This window comes from Citrobacter sp. ABFQG (assembly GCF_004322975.1).
GTDB classification, from domain to species: domain Bacteria; phylum Pseudomonadota; class Gammaproteobacteria; order Enterobacterales; family Enterobacteriaceae; genus Citrobacter; species Citrobacter freundii.
In genome coordinates this window covers 4224310-4244277 of the sequence record NZ_CP036435.1, presented here as the reverse complement: position 1 = coordinate 4244277, position 19968 = coordinate 4224310, and the positions used below count along the sequence as shown (strand labels likewise).

Here is a 19968-nt window from a genome sequence, read left to right as displayed (position 1 = left end):
GGCTATATGCCGGGCGAATTTGTTTCACTTGCCTCGGAATTAGCGTCAATGACAGACAATATTCATAAACATCGCATTCTCATCCTCGATTTCGGCTCGCAGTACACTCAGCTGGTTGCACGTCGCGTACGTGAACTGGGCGTCTACTGTGAACTGTGGGCATGGGATGTTACGGAAGCACAAATTCGCGAATTCAACCCAAGCGGTATTATTCTTTCCGGTGGCCCGGAAAGTACCACCGAAGAAAACAGCCCGCGTGCGCCGGAATACGTTTTCAATGCGGGCGTGCCGGTGTTCGGCGTGTGCTACGGCATGCAGACCATGGCAATGCAGCTCGGTGGTCATGTTGAAGGTTCTAACGAACGTGAATTTGGCTATGCGCAGGTTGAAGTTCAGACCGACAGCGCGCTTGTCCGCGGTATTGAAGACTCCCTGACCGCAGACGGTAAACCGTTGCTGGATGTGTGGATGAGCCACGGCGACAAAGTGACTGCCATTCCGGAAGGTTTCGTGACTGTTGCCAGCACCGACAGCTGCCCGTTTGCTATCATGGCGCACGAAGAAAAACGCTTCTATGGCGTGCAGTTCCACCCGGAAGTTACCCACACCCGTCAGGGCATGCGCATGCTGGAGCGTTTTGTGCGCGATATCTGCCAGTGTGAAGCGCTGTGGACGCCGGCAAAAATTATCGATGACGCCGTTGCCCGCATTCGTGAGCAGGTTGGCAATGACAAAGTTATCCTCGGTCTGTCCGGTGGCGTTGACTCCTCTGTGACTGCGATGCTACTGCACCGTGCGATCGGTAAAAACCTGACCTGCGTGTTCGTCGACAACGGTCTGCTGCGCCTGAACGAAGCCCAGCAGGTAATGGATATGTTTGGTGACCATTTCGGCCTGAACATCGTTCACGTTGAAGGCGAACAGCGTTTCCTCGACGCGCTGAAAGGCGAGAACGACCCGGAAGCGAAACGTAAGATCATCGGCCGCGTATTCGTTGAAGTGTTCGACGAAGAAGCGCTGAAGCTGGAAGACGTTAAGTGGCTGGCACAGGGAACCATCTACCCGGACGTGATCGAATCCGCGGCATCTGCCACCGGTAAAGCGCACGTTATCAAATCTCACCACAACGTGGGCGGTTTGCCGAAAGAGATGAAGATGGGTCTGGTTGAGCCGCTGCGTGAGCTGTTCAAAGACGAAGTGCGTAAAATCGGTCTGGAACTGGGTCTGCCGTACGACATGCTGTACCGTCACCCGTTCCCGGGACCGGGGCTGGGGGTACGTGTGCTTGGCGAAGTGAAGAAAGAGTACTGCGACCTGCTGCGTCGCGCGGATGCTATCTTCATTGAAGAACTGCACAAAGCTGACCTGTACAACAAGGTAAGCCAGGCGTTCACCGTGTTCCTGCCGGTACGTTCCGTTGGCGTCATGGGCGATGGCCGTAAGTACGACTGGGTTGTTTCCCTGCGTGCAGTAGAAACCATCGACTTTATGACCGCGCACTGGGCGCACCTGCCGTATGATTTCTTAGGCCGCGTCTCTAACCGCATCATTAACGAAGTGAACGGCATTTCCCGCGTCGTTTATGATATCAGCGGTAAGCCACCGGCTACCATTGAGTGGGAATGATTCCGCGTCTGGCACAGCCAGGCACCTGATGGCATGAAATGCCGCTAAGCCCGCGTAATTGCGGGCTTTTTTTTGTTTGTGTTTGGCACGATCTGGCAACGGGAGGAAGCGCCAAGCACCGTTTGAGCATGGCATTAAAGCTGGTATTATGGTTTGGCGATGCCATGATTGATGCCGATACCATGCTGCGTTCTTTTGTGTGTTCATGGTATTAATATTCTATAAGTTACTGTTTCGTAAGAAAAAATACGATAAATTCGAGATTTTTTCAGCATGGTATCGGAGACGAAGAAGGACAAGGTACATGCTGACCGATACCAAGCTGCGCAATCTCAAGCCCAGGGACAAACTCTACAAAGTGAATGACCGGGAAGGTCTCTATGTGGCAGTGACTCCAGCCGGCTCCATCTCGTTCCGTTACAACTACTCAATCAACGGTCGGCAGGAGACCATCACCTTTGGGCGTTATGGTGTCGGTGGCATCACCCTGGCCGAAGCCCGCGAGCTGTTGGGTGACGCCAAGAAGATGGTTGCGGCGGGCAAGTCGCCGGCCAAGGAGAAAGCCCGAGACAAGGCGCGGGTGAAAGATGCAGAGACGTTCGGTGCCTGGGCGGAGAAGTGGCTGCGTGGCTACCAGATGGCCGACTCCACCCGCGATATGCGCCGCTCGGTTTATGAGCGTGAGCTGAAGCCGAAATTCAGCAATCAGAAGCTGGTGGAGATCACCCACGAAGACTTGCGGGCGCTGGCTGATGCCATTGTTGAGCGAGGCGCACCGGCCACCGCCGTTCATGTGCGTGAAATCGTGTTGCAGGTATTTCGCTGGGCCATCGAGCGTGGGCAGAAGGTCGAAAACCCGGCAGAACTGGTGCGCCCAACAAGCATCGCTCGATTCGAGCCACGTGACCGAGCGTTGACGCCAGAAGAAATTGGGCTGATGTACCAGTACATGGAGCGAGTGGGCACAAGCCCAACAAACCGTGCGGCGGCCAAGCTGTTATTGCTGACGATGGTGCGCAAGAGCGAGCTGACCAATGCGACCTGGAGCGAGATCAATTTCAGCGAAGCGTTGTGGACGATTCCAAAGGAGCGGATGAAACGCCGTAACCCGCACCTGGTATTTCTGTCCCAGCAGGCTCTGGATATTTTCATTGCCATGAAAACCTTTGCCGGTGGTTCCGACTTCGTTTTGCCATCACGGTACGACTCGGATGCGCCGATGAGCGCTGCCACACTTAACCAGGTGCTGACGCTGACTTACAAGGCGGCGCAGAAAGATGGGAAGTCACTTACCAAGTTCGGACCGCATGATTTGCGGCGCACAGCCAGCACGCTGTTGCATGAGGCCGGCTACAACACCGACTGGATCGAGAAGTGCCTGGCGCACGAGCAGAAGGGCGTGAGGGCTGTCTACAACAAGGCTGAGTACCGCGAGCAGCGGGCGGCGATGTTGCAGGATTGGGCCGATATGATTGATGAGTGGACTTCGGGAGGCAGTAAGGGTTGATGTTTTTGCTATCTTTGATAGCATTGAAGTTGATGCCGTGAATTTATAAATAAGGCCGCCATTGGCATCGGGCAGGTCAATTACCGATTAGCTGCTTCGCGCAGCTACTCGATGAATAGCAACTATTCATTTGAGAGGTATTGACCCATGCAAAATATAAAGACCCTCATCAACAGGAAGAAGCTCCTGGAGATGATCCCGCTTTCGACACGAACAATTTATAACCTGGAGCAGCGAGGGGATTTTCCACGCCGTATCGCGTTAACCAGTAGAAATGTCGCCTGGGATTTGTCAGAGGTCGAAGAGTGGATTGAGGCACGTAAATCATCGGGTGATCAAGCTGCGCGACCTGGCCCTATAGAGGGCTAGTTATATGGCTCTTGATCTTATGGCGGCTTTCACGGAATTGCCGCCACCCATTGATTATGTTCTGCCTAATATGGTTGCTGGCACTGTTGGTGCTCTTGTGTCGCCTGGTGGGGCTGGTAAATCCATGTTGGCCCTTCAATTGGCTGCACAGATTGCAGGCGGGCCTGATTTACTTGAAATAGGCGAGTTTCCCACCGGGCAAGTGGTCTATCTGCCTGCTGAAGATCCACCGGCCGCTATTCACCATCGTCTGCACGCCCTTGGGGCACACCTCAGCGCAGCGGAACGGCAAGCCGTGGCTGATGGTTTGCTCATTGAACCCTTGATCGGTAAATGCCCAAACATCATGGCTGCTAGCTGGTTCGATGCTCTCAAACGAGCCGCTGAAGGTCGTCGCTTGATGATCTTGGACACTTTGCGGCGCTTCCACATTGAGGAGGAGAACGCTAGCGGGCCGATGGCGCAGGTTGTTGGGCACATGGAGGCCATAGCCGCTGATACAGGCTGCTCCATTGTGTTTCTGCACCACGCGAGTAAAAGCGCAGCCATGATGGGGTCGGGCGATCAACAGCAGGCCAGTCGTGGATCGTCCGTACTGGTTGATAACATCCGTTGGCAATCGTACCTATCCGGCATGACGCAAGGCGAGGCCGAGATACTGGGGGTCGATGATTGTCAGCGTGGGTATTTTGTCCGCTTTGGCGTCAGCAAGGCCAACTATGGCGCACCTTTTCAAGAACTCTGGTTTAGACGGCACGACGGCGGCGTGTTGAAGCCTGCTGTACTGGAGCGGCAGTGCAAGGTGAAAAGGAGACAGCGTGAAGAAGCCTAAGCATGACCTGACCCACGTCCGACATGATCCCGCGCACTGTTTGGCACCTGGCCTGTTCCGCAGCCTCAAGCGTGGCGATCGCAAACGCTGCAAGCTGGACGTGACCTACACCTTTGGCGAGGACGAATCCATGCGTTTCGTCGGATTCGAACCTCTCGGGGCCGATGATATGCGTCTTTTGCAAGGCATCGTGGCCCTTGGCGGCCCGAACGGCATCTTGCTAACCCCGGAACCGACCAGTGAGACGGGGCGACAGCTACGGCTATTCCTTGAACCCCGTTTCGAAGCCATTGAGCAAGACGGCTTGGTGGTTCGTGAGAGCCTGACCAAACTGCTCTCAGAAACGGGCATGACGGATAGCGGCGACAACATCAAGGCGCTCAAAGCCAGCCTGCTGCGCATGTCGAACGTCACCATCCTTGTGACGAAGGGACGGCGGCAAGCCGCGTTCCACCTGATGAGTCATGCTTTTGACGAGACGGACGGCAGGCTATGGGTTGCCCTGAATCCGCGTATTGCCGAAGCGATCCTGGGGCATCGTCCATATGCCCGTATCGACATGGCGGAAGTGCGGGTGCTACAGACTGATCCGGCACGGCTGATGCACCAACGGCTATGCGGCTGGATCGACCCCGGCAAATCCGGGCGCGTGGAACTGGACACGCTTTGCGGCTATGTCTGGCCAGATGAAGCCAATGCCGAAGCTATGAAAAAACGCCGTCAGACTGCCCGGAAGGCACTGGCCGAACTTGCCGCCGTGGGTTGGGTAGTGAACGAATACGCCAAGGGAAAATGGGAGATCAAGAGGCCTGGCCCCACGGCAACTGCACCCGTTTACCGTCGTAACGTTCCCTTGTTACCGTCGTAACGCTCCCCTTCTGCCGTCGTAACGTTCCCCGTCCCAATTTGGAAAACCCAGACGGTGCGCTGCTTTGCGGGCAGTTTGGGAAATCCATCCAAGATTATCTAAAGATAATCCATCATGCGCGGTGCAGCTCGCGCCTTGAGGGCGCGTTCTGACCTTGCCAATAAAGCCCTGGCGGGCTTTATCAATCGGCCATAGGCCGATGGTTTAACGCCAAGAAGAGAAGGCGGCTTCAGTGGCCGCTGAAACGCCTTGTGAGAGGGGAAAACAACCCGGAGTCCCTTATTCCATGAGCTGAAGCAGAATCTGCGTCTAACGGTGCTGGAGGGCCGCTGTGTGCACTTGTAGTTATCTGTACTGAAACCTTGGCTCGAAACGTGAAATGGCTAAGCAGTGCCCATTCGTTCGGTAAGAATAATAAGAAGATTATTATTCTTATTATTACCAAGCAGGAATGAGCCGTGTGTGTTGGACGCCCATAACCAGTAACCTGCGTGAAGGTGTCAACATCAGGAAAGGTTGCCCCTCAAGTATCAATACGTCGCCTTAGTGGTATGACGGGAGGGGAGGCAAATTTCTTGTGTTCATTGACACTTGAGGGGCGGGTTATGCCCTTCTTTTTTGGCGTCCAACTCGCCCCATCGGGGCGAATGGTTTGTGTCGATTGTTGGCATTTTAGGTTCCGATTTAAAGCCGATTGAGCAGCGATTTTGAAGCGACTATGTCGATTGCAGGCCGATTTGGTGACGATTACGGTTATGTTGCCAAGAATCGGTGTTTGTTTGACGATAAAACGCTTTACGTTCGATATGCGCTAGATTTTCAATAGTGGGTGAAATGCGGGCAGGATGGGTGAAGTTAGCTAACCGGCAAGCCGGTTATCTATCTTCACTGTCCCTTATTCGCGCCGGGGGCACTCAACGGGAATCCTGCCCTGCGGGGCTGATCGGCTACCGCCGGTTGCAAGAGTATAGGTCTTGCTATTTTTAATATCTTTGATAGCATGGTTGTCGGGTACACCAAAAGGGTATTGATATGGCAAATGTGCTTATCAGGAATTTACCCGCCGAGGTGCACCGTGCGTTGAAAGTTCGAGCAGCGCTCAACGATAGGAGCACCGACGCGGAAATACGCGAAATACTGACGGCGGCAGTACAGCCGCTAGAGCTTGAAGAGATTGGCCGGGAAGTTGGCTTGTCCGAAAGCGATAAAAAAACAGAGTAGTTTTACGTTTGTAAGTCCGGGCCTCAGCGCCAAGGGCAATACCGATCAGCTAGTGGCGTAGCTCTTCGATGAAACGTTGCCGAGAACAAGCACAACGCTTGGTCAAGGCAATGCCTTCTTTTCATCGACGGAGTACGACCATGAAGTCCAAAATTTTAGCGGCTAAAAAAACCGCTCTAGCCGTTGCACTCGCAACCGGCTTTATCACCACTACCACCGCCCCTGTGCAAGCTGGTATCCCCGTCATCGACGGCGGCAACCTGGCCCAGAACATCATGACGGCCATCGAGTCGGTGGCGCAGACGCTCAAGCAGATTGAGCAGTACCAGACCCAGTTGCAGCAGTACGAAAATCAGCTCCAGAACACGATGGCCCCAGCCGCGTATATCTGGGATCAGGCGCAGACTACGATCAACCGGCTGATTGCCGCGCAAAACACGCTGGCCTATTACGAGAACCAGCTAGGCAGCCTGGATCGTTACCTGGCCAAGTTTCAGGACGTGGCCTATTACCGCAGCTCGCCATGCTTCAACGGCAGCGGCGGATGCACGCCGGCCGAAAAGGCAGCGATGGAAGAGAACCGCCGCCTGGCGTCAGAGTCGCAAAAGAAGGCCAACGATGCCCTGTTCCAGACCGTTGCCGACCAGCAAAAGGCTTTGAAGGATGACGCCCGTACCCTGGAGCGGCTGCAAGGCGCGGCCCAGGGTGCAACTGGCCAGCTACAGGCCATCGGCTACGCCAACCAGCTCGCCAGCCAGCAGGCCAATCAGCTCTTGCAGATTCGCACCATGTTGACCGCCCAACACAACGCGGAGGCAGCCCGGATTGCAGCAGAACTCGATGCCGAGGCGCGAGGTGATGCCAGGGCCGAGCAAATGCGTACCTGGACGTTTCGCCCGAGTCCGGCAGACAACTACTAGGGAGGCGGTGAGATGAAAAAAATCTTTTTTACTACCGCGGCTACGTTGCTGTTGTTGGCTGGATGTGAACAGGAAAGGATGCCCGAACCAAATGCGGCGACGTGTGCCCCCGATGCGTTCCAGGCAGCACTGAATGAAATGCGCAGCGAAGCGAACCGAGAGGCCTTTACCGAGGAATGCAGAGCATTCCAGAAGGCCAAGCAGATGCGTCAGTGGGAGTTCAAGCCCAGCCCTAAAGATGATTATTGAGGTGGTCGCCATGAGAAAGAAAATTGCTCTAGGTGGCTTGATGATGGTCGCCACAATGGTGCTGGCTGAACCTGCAATGGCGCAGGAGCTAAGTAGCAGCGGTGTTATGAATGATGTGCTCAAGCGTTTTCATGATGCTGCCGCAACATGGGGGCCAGCTATTGAGTCCGCTGCATCGCGTTTGTTCTGGACGCTGGTTGTGATTTCGATGGTCTGGACATTCGGCATGATGGCTTTGCGCAAGGCCGACATTGGCGAGTTCTTCGCGGAGTTCGTTCGCTTCACGATCTTCACCGGCTTTTTCTGGTGGTTGCTGACGAATGCGAACCAGGGCATGAATATCGCCGGTACGATTGTTCAGTCATTGCAAACTCTGGGCGCGCAGGCGGGGGGACTTTCCAATAGCAATCTTGGGCCCTCCAGCATCCTTGATCTTGGTTTCGAGTTATACAACCGCACAGTACAGGCCACCTCGGAGCTGGGATGGCGGCAGATGGCAACTGCTCTGGTCATGGAGCTAATGGCCCTGGCTGTTTTGTTTATCCTGGCGTTGATTGCGGTCAACCTGTTGCTGTTGCTCGCATCAGCCTGGATTCTGTTGTATGCCGGTGTGTTCTTCCTTGGCTTTGGTGGAAGTCGTTGGACTTCCGACATGGCGATCAATTACTACAAGACCGTGCTGGGCCTGGCCGCACAGCTTATGGCAATGGTGCTTCTGGTTGCGATTGGCAAAGAGTTCATCAATCACTACTACACGCAAATCAGCGAGAACATGGCATCCCAGGAACTGGCCGTGATGTTGGTTATATCGGTCATCTTGCTTTTCTTGGTCAACAAAGTTCCGCCGATGATTTCTGGTCTTGTGTCTGGTGGTGGTATTGGCGCAGCCGGTGGAATTGGAAACTTCGGTGCGGGTGCGGCAGTTGGGGCGGCGGTGACGGCGGCCAGTATGGCAACTGGCGGCGCTGCCCTGGCAGGTAAAGCGGTTATGGGTGCCGCAGCCGGTGCAGCCGGAGGTGCAAGTGCACTCCAAGCGGCTTTTCAGAAAGCATCAGCGAGTATGGAAACCGGCGGTGACATGTCCAGCATGGGGTCAGTTGTCAGCAGTGGCGGAAACGGTGGTGGTGAAGCGGGTACTGCTGGCAGTAGCCCATTCGCCCAAGCGGCTGGCTTTGGTGACAGCGGCAGTAGCTCAAGCGGTGGCGGCTTTGCCAAGGCCGCGAAGCTGGCCACAGGCACGGCCTCCGAGTTAGCCAAGGGTGTCGGCTCTCAAGTGAAGCAGGGATTCCAGGAGCGAGTGAGCGAAACCACAGGCGGAAAACTGGCTGCTTCGATACGCGAAAGCATGGAGCCGAAAGAAGCAAGCCAATCTGGCCAGTTCGAGGGCAATAGCTTGGGCGCCGATTCTGGCCCAGATAGTAACGAAGTCAGGAGTTAGCACGATGACGACATCAACATACATGGCCGCATTGGCGGCCCTGGATGAAGCGCCAAGGGAAGAAGTCAGCCAGGTATTTATTTCGCCGCTGGGTGATCAATCGACCGAGGTCGATGCAGAGACAGAAACAGCCGCTTTTGTATCACGGCCAGACCCTATGAGAGAGAGCGAAACTAAGCCGATAAGTATTGAGGTTAATGGCGGCAGGAATGAGCGGTCAGCATTCGCGGAGGCGGCGGGGCTGTACCTGTAGGCGCACCGGGCTGGCCACAACCAGCCCGGCACTTTCAATCAACACCTACTGGAGAGGTGAATTATGACAACACAACATATTATCGAACCAGGGCAAGCAGTGCATCAAGCAGCGGCTATTCTTTCTTCTTTGGAGTACATCAACCAAGCGGAAGCGCGGAGCCTTGGGCCATTGGCCGAAGCCGTCGCTAATGCTTTTATGGTGGTGTACTACCAAGCTGAAACGGGCCGGGCGACACAGGCTGATTTTCAAGAAGCAATGAACGCCTTGCGCCAAGCGTGCAGCTAATGACGAAAGGGCGGCCACTCGAACTGGCCGCCTTTTTCAATCTTCACTGTTTGGCCATTCCCGACCCACAGACGGCGCATCCATCCATTCGCGTTCCTCCGGCGGCAGCGGGTAAGCCCCGGATGCTTCCGCGTCGGCCAGTAGTTCGGCCAGTGTGTAGCGCACCCGACCAGTGGAAACGGCGCGGGCCGGGTCGGCCTTCTCATGCAGCCTGTTCTCTAGGTTCTTTGGGTCTGTCATCGGGCGACCTCAGCAAGCATGGATACTAGGTGTTCCAGGTCAGTGATCGAATGCGCCAGGAAGCGGCCGGCGCGGCAATCTGCAATCATTTCCTCAGTTTTTTCCTACTCATGTTCAACCTCGTTCGTACCAGCTCTTCGAGCGATTCACCACGCGCACGACCAGCAGCATCACCGGCACTTCGACCAGGACGCCGACCACGGTTGCCAATGCAGCGCCGGAGTGCAGACCGAACAAGCTGATGGCGGCCGCCACGGCCAGCTCGAAGAAGTTGCTGGCACCGATCAGGGCCGAAGGACAGGCGACAGAGTGCTTTTCCCCCGCCCGCTTGTTCAGCCAGTAGGCTAACCCGGAATTGAAGAACACTTGAATCAAGATCGGCACGGCTAGCATGGCGATCACTAACGGCTGCCGGATGATGGCCTCGCCCTGGAAGGCGAACAGTAGAACCAACGTCAGCAGCAGCGCGGCCATCGACCACGGCCCGATCTTCTGCATGGCCCGTTCAAAGGCGGCCTGTCCTTGCTTGAGCAGATGCCGCCGCAAGAGCTGCGCCAGGATCACCGGCACGATGATGTAGAGCACGACCGAAATCAGCAGCGTGTCCCAAGGCACCGAGATCGAGGACATGCCCAGCAGCAGGCCGACGATGGGCGCGAAGGCCACGATCATGATGGCGTCGTTCAGAGCCACTTGCGAGAGCGTGAAAAGCGGGTCGCCGTTGGTAAGGCGGCTCCACACGAACACCATTGCCGTGCAGGGCGCGGCGGCCAGCAAGATCAAGCCCGCGATGTAGCTGTCCAGTTGATCGGCCGGCAGGAACGGAGCGAACACTTGTCGGATGAACAGCCACCCCAGCAGGGCCATCGAGAATGGCTTGACGGCCCAATTCACGAACAGCGTGACGCCGATGCCGCGCCAATGCTCTTTGACCTGGTGCAGCGCCCCGAAGTCGATCTTGACCAGCATCGGGACGATCATTACCCAAATCAGCAGGCCCACCGGCAAATTGACCTGGGCCACTTCCATGCGGCCTATGGCCTGGAACACGTCAGGAAGGCCCTGGCCGAGCGCAACACCGGCGACGATGCACAGGGCCACCCACAGCGTCAGGTAACGCTCGAAGCCGCTCATCGGGGCCTGGCGCGGCTTCGCGGCGATGGCCTGTGCGCCGGCGCTCATGCTTCCTGCTCGGTCTTGCCGATGTTCGCCAGCTCGCGCTTGATGGCCGTCTGGTCAAGCATTTTGAGAGGCAGATTCACGAACAGGCGGACGCGGTTCATCATGTGCCGGAAGGTTTGTTCGAAGGCCCGGCGCTTCTCGGCGTCAGTGCCTTCGACGGCGGCCGGGTCTTCAAATCCCCAATGCGCCGAGATCGGCTGACCAGGCCACACCGGACACATTTCGCCGGCGGCGTTGTCGCAGACGGTGATGATGAAGTCCATCTTCGGTGCGTCGGGCGTGGCGTACTCGTCCCAGCTCTTGCTGCGCAGATTCTCGGTCGGGTAATTCACCGACTCCACCTTTTCGACGGCGAAGGGATTGACCTTGCCGGTTGGGTGACTGCCGGCGCTGTAGGCGCGGAAGCGCCCTTGCCCCATCGTGTTGATGAGAGCTTCGGCCATGATGCTGCGCGCCGAATTGCCGGTGCAGAGGATGAGGACGTTATAGATTCTTTCGGTCATGATGTTTCGCTTTCTGGTAGTGGCTGGGGAGCAATGGCGATGGATGAAAGATCGGTGGCCTCGTCGATGACGTGGCCGGCCGCTTTCCGTTCGGAATAGCGGTCTGTCAGTGCTTCACGGTGCGGCCGTACCAGCGCCGTGAAGCGCACCAGTTCTTCCATCACATCGGCTATTCGGTCGTAGTACGGCGAGGGCTTCATGCGGCCCGCCGCGTCGAACTCTTGGAACGCTTTGGCGATACTCGACTGGTTCGGAATGGTGAACATTCGCATCCAGCGGCCGAGCAGACGCAAGGTGTTCACGGCGTTGAAGCTCTGCGAGCCGCCGGATACCTGCATCACGGCCAGGGTGCGGCCTTGGGTCGGCCGGATGCCGGCCATTTCAAGCGGCAGATGGTCAATCTGCGCCTTCATGACACTGGTAATCTGACCGTGGCGTTCCGGGCTGCACCAGACTTGTCCCTCTGACCACTCGGACAGGGCGCGCAGCTCCTTGACGGCCGGGTGATCGTCGCTTTGCACTTGATCGGGCAACGGCAAATCGGACGGGTCGAAGATGCGTGTTTCTGCGCCAAAGAATTGCAGCAGCCGGGCCGCTTCCTCGACGGCCAGCCGTGAGAACGAGCGGGCGCGCAGCGAGCCATACAGCAGCAGGATACGCACCGGCGGGGCGTCGGGTGCCAGCCCGAGCGCCGGGCGCTCGATGGCAAAGGATTTGTCCAAAGCGGGCAAAGAATCGGGGTCGGAAAGATGGCGAAGTCTCATGCCAACACCTTCCCGGCTTCCGTGGTGCAAGACAGGTTGCACACCTGGCCGCCGCAGCAGTTTTCCGTGAGAAAGGCCACCAGGTTAGTGGCCGTCGAAAAGTTCGCCTCGTAGATCACAAATCGGCCTTCTTGCCGCGACGTGACCATGCCGGCGTGTGCCAGCTCTTTCAGGTGGAAGGATAGCGAAGACGGCGGGATGCCGGCCGCTTCGCTGATTTTTCCGGCGGCCATGCCGGCGGGGCCGGCCTGGACGAGAAGCCGGAACACCGCGAGGCGCGATTCTTGAGCGATGGCCGCCAGGGCGGCTACAGCATTTATCGTTTCCATGTTTCAATAATAGTCGAAATATGGAGTGTGCTCAATAGCTCATTTAAGCTGTAAAAATGAGCTAGGCGCATTTAGATCGATATGTGATAAATTGGCCTGCCAGTTTAAGATGGGTGCATTTGAGTATGCCCAAAGGAGCCCGCAAGTATGCGCAGGACGAAGCCAGTAGCCGCGCCGATGGTGGCGCGGGTCTATCTGCGCGTCAGCACCGACGCGCAGGACTTGGAACGCCAAGAGGCGATCACTACGGCCGCGAAGGCCGCCGGCTACTACGTCGCCGGCATCTACCGTGAGAAGGCATCCGGCGCACGCGCCGACCGGCCTGAGCTGCTGCGCATGATCGGCGACCTACAGCCCGGCGAGGTGGTCATTGCCGAGAAGATCGACCGCATCAGCCGCCTACCTTTGCCCGAGGCCGAGCGCCTGGTGGCCTCGATACAGGCCAAAGGCGCACGCCTGGCCGTCCCTGGCGTGGTCGATCTATCCGACCTGGCGGCCGAGGCCCAGGGCGTCGCCAAGATCGTGCTGGAAGCCGTGCAGATCATGCTTTTTCGCCTGGCCTTGCAGATGGCCCGCGACGACTACGAGGACAGGCGCGAACGCCAGCGCCAAGGCATTGAGTTGGCCCGCCAGGCCGGGCGGTACAAGGGCCGCCGTGCTGATCCGAAGCGCCGCGCCCAAGTTGTCGCGCTGCGCAAGTCCGGCTACAGCATCAACAAGACCGCCGAGCTGGCCGGGTACAGTGCGGCCCAGGTGAAACGGATATGGGCCGAGGTCAGCCAGGCCGAAGCGAAGCAGCACGGCGCGTTCGTGGAGGACGCATTGACGGAAGCCGATGCCCTGGCCGCTGTCGGCCAGGATGAGCGCCAGGAGGAAAGGGCATGAAGAAGCCGAACCAAGACGACGAGCCGTTTTTCATCACCGAGGAGATTGCGGCCGAAATGATCGCCGGCGGCTATGAGTTCGAGCTGCCGCCCATTCCTTGCACCATCCGCCTACGCGACGTGCTGGAGCGCATGACCGATGCTGAGCTAGCATTGCAGCCGGGCGAGATCGCCGACCAGGAGCGTGAACGCTGCCGGCGCAAGCCGTGTTCAACCTCATGATCTGGTCATGGTATTTTTCATGGCACTGAGCCTGATAGTTCTTGCAAATTGTTGTCACTAAAGGGTTTTGTGTGCTTGTTTACAATCGAGTGGGAGTGACGGGCACTGGCTGGCAATGTCTAGCAACGGCAGGCATTTCGGCTGAGGGTAAAAGAACTTTCCGCTAAGCGATAGACTGTATGTAAACACAGTATTGCAAGGACGCGGAACATGCCTCATGTGGCGGCCAGGACGGCCAGCCGGGATCGGGATACTGGTCGTTACCAGAGCCACCGACCCGAGCAAACCCTTCTCTATCAGATCGTTGACGAGTATTACCCGGCATTCGCTGCGCTTATGGCAGAGCAGGGAAAGGAATTGCCGGGCTATGTGCAACGGGAATTTGAAGAATTTCTCCAATGCGGGCGGCTGGAGCATGGCTTTCTACGGGTTCGCTGCGAGTCTTGCCACGCCGAGCACCTGGTCGCTTTCAGCTGTAAGCGTCGCGGTTTCTGCCCGAGCTGTGGGGCGCGGCGGATGGCCGAAAGTGCCGCCTTGCTGGTTGATGAAGTACTGCCTGAACAACCCATGCGTCAGTGGGTGTTGAGCTTCCCGTTTCAGCTGCGTTTCCTGTTTGCCAGCCGGCCCGAGATCATGGGGTGGGTGCTGGGCATCGTTTACCGCGTCATTGCCACGCACCTGGTCAAGAAAGCGGGCCATACCCACCAAGTGGCCAAGACGGGCGCGGTCACCCTGATCCAGCGTTTTGGATCGGCGCTCAATCTGAATGTTCACTTCCACATGCTGTTTCTCGACGGTGTGTATGTCGAGCAATCCCACGGCTCAGCGCGTTTCCGCTGGGTCAAGGCGCCGACCAGCCCAGAGCTCACCCAGCTGACGCACACCATCGCCCACCGGGTGGGTCGCTATCTGGAACGGCAAGGCCTGCTGGAACGGGATGTCGAAAACAGCTATCTGGCCTCGGATGCGGTGGATGACGACCCGATGACACCCCTGCTGGGGCACTCGATCACTTACCGTATCGCTGTCGGTTCACAGGCGGGGCGAAAGGTGTTCACTTTGCAAACTCTGCCGACCAGTGGTGATCCGTTCGGTGACGGGATTGGCAAGGTAGCCGGGTCCAGCCTGCACGCCGGCGTGGCGGCCAGGGCCGATGAACGCAAGAAGCTCGAACGGCTGTGCCGGTACATCAGCCGCCCGGCGGTATCCGAGAAGCGGCTGTCGTTAACACGAGGCGGCAACGTGCGCTACCAGCTCAAGACGCCGTACCGGGACGGCACCACGCACGTCATTTTCGAACCATTGGATTTCATTGCAAGGCTGGCCGCCCTGGTACCGAAGCCCAGAGTCAACCTAACCCGCTTCCACGGGGTGTTCGCACCCAACAGTCGGCACCGGGCGTTGGTCACGCCGGCAAAACGGGGCAGGGGCAACAAGGTCAGGGTGGCTGATGAACCGGCAACACCAGCACAACGGCGAGCGTCGATGACATGGGCGCAACGGCTCAAGCGTGTTTTCAATATCGACATCGAGACCTGCAGCGGCTGCGGCGGCGCCATGAAAGTCATCGCCTGCATTGAAGACCCTATAGTGATCAAGCAGATCCTTGATCACCTGAAGCACAAAGCCGAAACCAGCGGGACCAGGGCGTTACCCGAAAGCCGGGCGCCACCGGCTGAGCTGCTCCTGGGTCTGTTTGACTGACGAGCCTGAAGGCCAACGATACCAATCAAAATGCTGCGTTCACAGCGCCGCGGCAGGGATCCGCCGTGCTGGTTGTCGGAAAAGGAGCCGCTAGTGGGAAAGAGGAGGGTAAATTTTCAGCGTTGCTGGCTCCCCGTCAGCCGGATTGGGTTGCATCGCAGGGGTGTCGAAAGAGTCAACTGCGGTCCAAAGCTGTTGGACTTGGGTGAAAAGGGCGTTTATTCTTCCTATACGTTGTCGGCAGCGGGCCAAAAAGGAATACGTCCATGCCCATCGAGGTGAAACCGGCTGTGAGCGCGGGTTCAAGCATATAGCCCGACAGGCGCGTATCCTTGCCGATCACGACACGATGGCGGTGGTCACCGCGACGAAAGACACGGCCAGCCGCCATGCCGACGCGCAAGGCGGTTTCCGCCGTCATCGCGCCTTCGTTGGCTTTGCCACGAATACCGTCTGTGCCGAAATATTTGCGCACCATAAGGTCGATTATCCTGTCGTCGGGTCGCCCTCAAAGGGGACATGCCTGCTGAACCGCGAATATAGAGAAATATCCCGAATGTGCAGTTAACGAATTCTTGCGGTTTCTTTCAGCGCCGCCAATACCGCCAGCCCGTCGCGCAAGGGGCGCGGCTCGTGTGTGCGGATGAAGTCAGCTCCACCTGCGGCGGCGGCAAGCTCTGCAGCGAGTGTCGCGGCCCCGACATCCCCCGGACCACGGCCTGTGAGCGCGCGCAGAAAGGATTTGCGCGAAACAGACAGAAGCACCGGCAAATCGAAGCGCAGCCGCAATTCATCGAACCGCGCCAGCACCGAGAGCGAGGTTTCGGGAGCAGCCCCCAGAAAAAACCCCATGCCGGGATCAAGGACAAGGCGGTTGCGTTTGATACCGGCACCCGTCAGCGCCGCGATGCGCGCGTCAAAGAACGCCGCAATGTGATCCATGATGTCGCCAGCGGGTGCCTCGCGCCGATCTGCCTGCCCGTCTTGCACCGAATGCATAACGACGAGTTTGGCAGATGATTTCGCCAATTGCGGATAGAACGCAGCGTCTGGAAAACCGCGAATATCATTGAGATAGGCCACACCACGCGACAAGGCATAGGCTTGCGTCGCGGGTTGATAACTGTCGAGCGAGACGGGAATGCCATCTGCCTTGAGCGCGTCCAGCACCGGCGCGATACGCGCGATTTCTGTGTCGGACGAAACAGGCGCGGCGTCGGGATTGCTGGATGCCGGACCGAGGTCGATCACATCTGCCCCCTCGGCCATCAGCTTACGCGCCTGCGCAATGGCTGCGTCTGGCGCCAGATACCGGCCTCCATCGGAGAAACTGTCCGAGGTTATGTTGACGATGCCGAAAATGATGAGCGATTTATTCATGGGGGCTTCTATAATAATAATAATCGAGCATGAGTCTCATACGGATGCTCGGGTCGAAAGGGAATCCCCAGGCGAGTAACCTGTTTGCGGTGATCCATTAGCTGCAGGAGCAGAAGAGCATACATCTGGAAGCAAAGCAAGGAAAGCGGCCTATGGAGCTGTGCGGCAGCGCTCAGTAGGCAATTTTTCAAAATATTGTTAAGCCTTTTCTGAGCATGGTATTTTTCATGGTATTACCAATTAGCAGGAAAATAAGCCATTGAATATAAAAGATAAAAATGTCTTGTTTACAATAGAGTGGGAATAATAGCCCTTTCTGTTAGCGGTTTCTGAACCGGTAATATGTAAAAAAAACCCTCTTTTTATAGAGGGGTTTTTATTGCGCTCATACCGAAGCGCTGTGAATTAATCAACCAACTGTAGCTGGGGTTGAGATTGGGGGGCTACGTTCTCAACGCGAATATCCATCTGCGGATACGGCAGGGAGATATGGTTGGCGTCCAGGGCTTCTTTAATGTTTTCCAGCAAATCGTAATAGGTATTCCAGTATTCGATGTTGGGCACCCATACGCGGACGTAAAAATTCAATGCTGAAGCGCCCAGTTCGCCCAGACGAACGGTTACCCCACGTTGCTTATCGATGCGGGTATCCTGATCGATAATATGGTTAATCACGCGCTTAACGTCAGCTATCCGGCTCTGATAGCCGACGCCAATCACCAGATCGATACGGCGGAAAGGGTGGCGGGAATAGTTAATGATATTGTCAGCGATGATCTTACCGTTTGGAATGACCACTTCTTTGCTGTCGGCGGTGAGCAGGGTGGTGGAGAAAATATGTACCTTTTCCACCGTTCCGGTGACTGCCCCAATTTGTACCACTTCTCCGGCGCGGAATGGACGCAGGGAGACCAATAGTACGCCAGCGGCAAAGTTGGAAAGCGATCCTTGTAGCGCGAGTCCAATGGCCAACCCGGCGGCACCAATGACGGCAATAATGGAGGATGTTTCGATACCGACGCGACCCAATGCGGCAACAACGGCAAAGGCGAGAGTAATGTAACGTACCAGCGCGGTGAAGAACTGGATAATGGTTCGGTCAACTTTACGTTTTAAAAGTAATTTTTCCAGACCACTGGAGATCAGGCGAGAGACAAATTTACCGACAAACAGTAAAATTACGGCGGCAACGATATTCCAGCCGAATTGAATAACCGCATCGCTGTGTCCAGCGATCCATTCAAGACCGCTGCTTATTTTCGGAAATAATGAAAAACCACTCATGGTATTACCCTGTAGAATTTAAAATGGTAATGATTCAAATAAGCATTTAATTTCATACATAATATTAATGCTTTCACCTGTGATATTTTCTGGTGATATTAATTGGCGTCTATTTGAACACAGTGTGTCTTTTTATACCCAGTAAATCGGAACGTAAAAATGAGCGCGAATGGTGCAGTGAAGTGAGATTAAAAGATTGTGAATTTGTGCGAAAAACACGGTCTGTTATCGGATAACTCCGTGCGTGTGGTGGGTAAGGCAGCGTATTGTTTCATCACTCAAATCCCTTACCGGATGGTTAAATGTCAGGCGATTAGCCATCCGGTAAGGAATCTTAATGCTGAGATATTACAGGCGCGAGCGATCAGCGCGCGTCGGTTTGAGCAGGAGATGCCTGTTGCGGCTGGGTGATCTGCTGAGAGTCTTTTTTGTTCTGGTGGTGGTGCCACGCACCTATAGCGGAGTAGACGAAGCGTCCGAAGAAGAAGAGAAAGCTGATAAGCAGTACGATCCGGATCATGCGACTATTAAATCGGTGTCGTTTGCGTAGGCTGGTAACCTGGCTCACAAAAGGTTCCTTGTAGTGTACCCAACTGAGGGCGATACTCACATTAAGGCATACTGTGAGGCAATGGTCAATTTTTCGTTATGTAAAATTGCTTCAGTTGTTTTATCCTCATATGTTATGAAAATTAATATTATTATTTGCATTAATAATGAATTAACGATAAGAAACGATGAAAATAGTAATAATTGATTAATGAGGGGCTTTTTTTTTGATATATATCAAACGTCACCCTTTACTGATAACTAAAATTGATGAGACATAGTAATGTATTTAACTTCATCATTTTAGAGTCAGGTGGGATGCCTGTCTGAATACCCCCTGCAGGATGTGCGGGATTCTACTGAGCATCTATGAAACTCAATAAAAATTATATTTGTATGAGAGATAGATGGTGGGCGTTACCTCTCATCATACCATCTTTGCTGTTGCCTATATTGAGCACTGCCAATACCTATGCCCATATTAGTACTGGGACCGTAATTCTTTTCTACATGCCTTTGGCGTTGATGATTAGCCTGATGCTATTTTTTGGCTGGGCGGCATTGCCGGGAATTATCATTTCCATTATCTGCTACAAATATCCGCAGGTTGGGTTATTTGAAACGCTCGGTAATGACTCCAACTTATTGATAGTGTTTTATGTTCAGATAATGCCCGATGACTTTGTCATGCAGCTCCACCGATTTTGAGAACGACAGCGACTTCCGTCCCAGCCGTGCCAGGTGCTGCCTCAGATTCAGGTTATGCCGCTCAATTCGCTGCGTATATCGCTTGCTGATTACGTGCAGCTTTCCCTTCAGGCGGGATTCATACAGCGGCCAGCCATCCGTCATCCATATCACCACGTCAAAGGGTGACAGCAGGCTCATAAGACGCCCCAGCGTCGCCATAGTGCGTTCACCGAATACGTGCGCAACAACCGTCTTCCGGAGCCTGTCATACGCGTAAAACAGCCAGCGCTGGCGCGATTTAGCCCCGACGTATCCCCACTGTTCGTCCATTTCCGCGCAGACGATGACGTCACTGCCCGGCTGTATGCGCGAGGTTACCGACTGCGGCCTGAGTTTTTTAAATGGCGGAAAATCGTGTTGAGGCCAACGCCCATAATGCGGGCGGTTGCCCGGCATCCAACGCCATTCATGGCCATATCAATGATTTTCTGGTGCGTACCGGGTTGAGAAGCGGTGTAAGTGAACTGCAGTTGCCATGTTTTACGGCAGTGAGAGCAGAGATAGCGCTGATGTCCGGCGGTGCTTTTGCCGTTACGCACCACCCCGTCAGTAGCTGAACAGGAGGGACAGCTGATAGAAACAGAAGCCACTGGAGCACCTCAAAAA

General features: G+C 55.7%; 24 protein-coding genes and 1 pseudogene. 15 read left to right on the top strand and 10 right to left on the bottom strand.

The window, feature by feature from the left end:
* The first annotated feature begins 48 nt into the window (after window positions 1–48).
* From guaA to WN16_RS20910, 11 genes are all read left to right on the top strand, one after another.
* Complete coding sequence (gene guaA / locus WN16_RS20960; protein WP_003037760.1) at window positions 49–1626, top strand: glutamine-hydrolyzing GMP synthase; 1578 nt, start codon at window positions 49–51, stop codon at window positions 1624–1626.
* 304 nt (window positions 1627–1930) lie between these two features.
* Window positions 1931–3133: a site-specific integrase gene (locus tag WN16_RS20955; protein ID WP_000954590.1), complete on the top strand. Its 1203-nt coding sequence runs from the start codon at window positions 1931–1933 to the stop codon at window positions 3131–3133.
* 147 nt (window positions 3134–3280) lie between these two features.
* Window positions 3281–3502: an AlpA family phage regulatory protein gene (locus tag WN16_RS20950; protein WP_001179606.1), complete on the top strand. Its 222-nt coding sequence runs from the start codon at window positions 3281–3283 to the stop codon at window positions 3500–3502.
* Between the two features lie 4 nt (window positions 3503–3506).
* Entirely contained in the window at window positions 3507–4334 is an 828-nt protein-coding gene (locus tag WN16_RS20945) for a helicase RepA family protein (RefSeq protein WP_001162384.1), read from the top strand.
* Window positions 4321–5202, top strand: coding sequence for a replication protein C, IncQ-type (gene repC / locus WN16_RS20940; RefSeq protein WP_000743064.1), 882 nt, complete (start codon window positions 4321–4323; stop codon window positions 5200–5202). The genes WN16_RS20945 and repC overlap by 14 nt, the downstream gene beginning before the upstream one ends.
* 1032 nt (window positions 5203–6234) lie before the next feature.
* A complete protein-coding gene (locus WN16_RS20935; protein ID WP_000024442.1) occupies window positions 6235–6423 on the top strand; it encodes a stabilization protein in 189 nt (62 codons plus the stop codon).
* Window positions 6424–6563: 140 nt separating this feature from the next.
* Entirely contained in the window at window positions 6564–7343 is a 780-nt protein-coding gene (gene trbJ, locus WN16_RS20930) for a P-type conjugative transfer protein TrbJ (protein ID WP_000836966.1), read from the top strand.
* Between the two features lie 12 nt (window positions 7344–7355).
* The gene (gene trbK / locus WN16_RS20925) at window positions 7356–7592 is read left to right on the top strand and encodes an entry exclusion lipoprotein TrbK (protein ID WP_000718002.1); all 237 of its coding nucleotides are present in this window, start codon (window positions 7356–7358) and stop codon (window positions 7590–7592) included.
* A 10-nt stretch (window positions 7593–7602) separates the two neighbouring features.
* Entirely contained in the window at window positions 7603–9030 is a 1428-nt protein-coding gene (gene trbL / locus WN16_RS20920) for a P-type conjugative transfer protein TrbL (RefSeq protein WP_103790857.1), read from the top strand.
* Between the two features lie 4 nt (window positions 9031–9034).
* The gene (locus tag WN16_RS20915) at window positions 9035–9283 is read left to right on the top strand and encodes a hypothetical protein (protein ID WP_000213809.1); all 249 of its coding nucleotides are present in this window, start codon (window positions 9035–9037) and stop codon (window positions 9281–9283) included.
* Window positions 9284–9346: 63 nt separating this feature from the next.
* Window positions 9347–9571 (top strand): type I toxin-antitoxin system ptaRNA1 family toxin, encoded by a 225-nt coding sequence (locus WN16_RS20910; protein WP_000211355.1) that lies wholly within the window; start codon window positions 9347–9349, stop codon window positions 9569–9571.
* 36 nt (window positions 9572–9607) lie between these two features.
* On the opposite strand, the gene WN16_RS24715 is transcribed toward WN16_RS20910, so the two are convergent.
* The 5 genes from WN16_RS24715 to WN16_RS20885 form a co-directional block, all read right to left on the bottom strand.
* Entirely contained in the window at window positions 9608–9811 is a 204-nt protein-coding gene (locus WN16_RS24715) for a hypothetical protein (RefSeq protein WP_000131871.1), read from the bottom strand.
* Between the two features lie 114 nt (window positions 9812–9925).
* Window positions 9926–10993 (bottom strand): ACR3 family arsenite efflux transporter, encoded by a 1068-nt coding sequence (gene arsB / locus WN16_RS20900; RefSeq protein ID WP_001272375.1) that lies wholly within the window; start codon window positions 10991–10993, stop codon window positions 9926–9928.
* Window positions 10990–11496: an arsenate reductase ArsC gene (locus tag WN16_RS20895; RefSeq protein ID WP_000140066.1), complete on the bottom strand. Its 507-nt coding sequence runs from the start codon at window positions 11494–11496 to the stop codon at window positions 10990–10992. Before WN16_RS20895 ends, arsB begins: the two co-directional genes overlap by 4 nt.
* Window positions 11493–12260: an arsenical resistance protein ArsH gene (gene arsH, locus WN16_RS20890; RefSeq protein ID WP_001239389.1), complete on the bottom strand. Its 768-nt coding sequence runs from the start codon at window positions 12258–12260 to the stop codon at window positions 11493–11495. The genes WN16_RS20895 and arsH overlap by 4 nt, the downstream gene beginning before the upstream one ends.
* Window positions 12257–12589 carry a metalloregulator ArsR/SmtB family transcription factor gene (locus tag WN16_RS20885; protein ID WP_000447876.1) on the bottom strand — a complete coding sequence of 111 codons (333 nt, stop codon included), beginning with the start codon at window positions 12587–12589 and terminating at the stop codon, window positions 12257–12259. The genes arsH and WN16_RS20885 overlap by 4 nt, the downstream gene beginning before the upstream one ends.
* A 147-nt stretch (window positions 12590–12736) precedes the next feature.
* On the opposite strand from WN16_RS20885, the gene WN16_RS20880 reads away from it, so the two are divergent.
* The 3 genes from WN16_RS20880 to WN16_RS20870 all read left to right on the top strand — a co-directional run bounded on the left by WN16_RS20880 (window position 12737) and on the right by WN16_RS20870 (window position 15399).
* On the top strand, window positions 12737–13474 hold the full coding sequence (locus tag WN16_RS20880; protein WP_001366550.1) for a recombinase family protein: 738 nt from the start codon (window positions 12737–12739) through the stop codon (window positions 13472–13474).
* Window positions 13471–13695 carry a hypothetical protein gene (locus tag WN16_RS20875; RefSeq protein ID WP_000743213.1) on the top strand — a complete coding sequence of 75 codons (225 nt, stop codon included), beginning with the start codon at window positions 13471–13473 and terminating at the stop codon, window positions 13693–13695. Before WN16_RS20880 ends, WN16_RS20875 begins: the two co-directional genes overlap by 4 nt.
* A 210-nt stretch (window positions 13696–13905) precedes the next feature.
* Complete coding sequence (locus WN16_RS20870) at window positions 13906–15399, top strand: IS91-like element ISVsa3 family transposase (protein WP_001120888.1); 1494 nt, start codon at window positions 13906–13908, stop codon at window positions 15397–15399.
* Window positions 15400–15574: 175 nt separating this feature from the next.
* Here WN16_RS20870 and WN16_RS20860 read toward each other — a convergent pair whose 3' ends face one another.
* The 4 genes from WN16_RS20860 to WN16_RS20840 form a co-directional block, all read right to left on the bottom strand.
* Window positions 15575–15877, bottom strand: coding sequence for a phosphoglucosamine mutase (locus WN16_RS20860; RefSeq protein WP_000251875.1), 303 nt, complete (start codon window positions 15875–15877; stop codon window positions 15575–15577).
* 86 nt (window positions 15878–15963) lie between these two features.
* Window positions 15964–16779 (bottom strand): sulfonamide-resistant dihydropteroate synthase Sul2, encoded by an 816-nt coding sequence (sul2, locus tag WN16_RS20855; protein WP_001043260.1) that lies wholly within the window; start codon window positions 16777–16779, stop codon window positions 15964–15966.
* Between the two features lie 405 nt (window positions 16780–17184).
* The gene (gene mscS, locus WN16_RS20845; RefSeq protein WP_003838477.1) at window positions 17185–18063 is read right to left on the bottom strand and encodes a small-conductance mechanosensitive channel MscS; all 879 of its coding nucleotides are present in this window, start codon (window positions 18061–18063) and stop codon (window positions 17185–17187) included.
* Window positions 18064–18427: 364 nt separating this feature from the next.
* The gene (locus WN16_RS20840; protein WP_049002457.1) at window positions 18428–18631 is read right to left on the bottom strand and encodes a YfgG family protein; all 204 of its coding nucleotides are present in this window, start codon (window positions 18629–18631) and stop codon (window positions 18428–18430) included.
* Window positions 18632–18981: 350 nt separating this feature from the next.
* Between WN16_RS20840 and WN16_RS20835 the strand changes: the two are divergent.
* Window positions 18982–19239, top strand: a pseudogene (locus tag WN16_RS20835) (MASE1 domain-containing protein); the annotation flags it as partial.
* A gap of 15 nt (window positions 19240–19254) precedes the next feature.
* Here WN16_RS20835 and WN16_RS20830 read toward each other — a convergent pair.
* Window positions 19255–19952 (bottom strand): IS1-like element IS1B family transposase gene (locus tag WN16_RS20830; RefSeq protein WP_095033700.1). Its coding sequence is split into 2 segments (ribosomal slippage): window positions 19255–19703 and window positions 19703–19952, totalling 699 coding nucleotides; the frame shifts between segments, so codons are not numbered across the junction.
* Window positions 19953–19968: the final 16 nt, after the last annotated feature.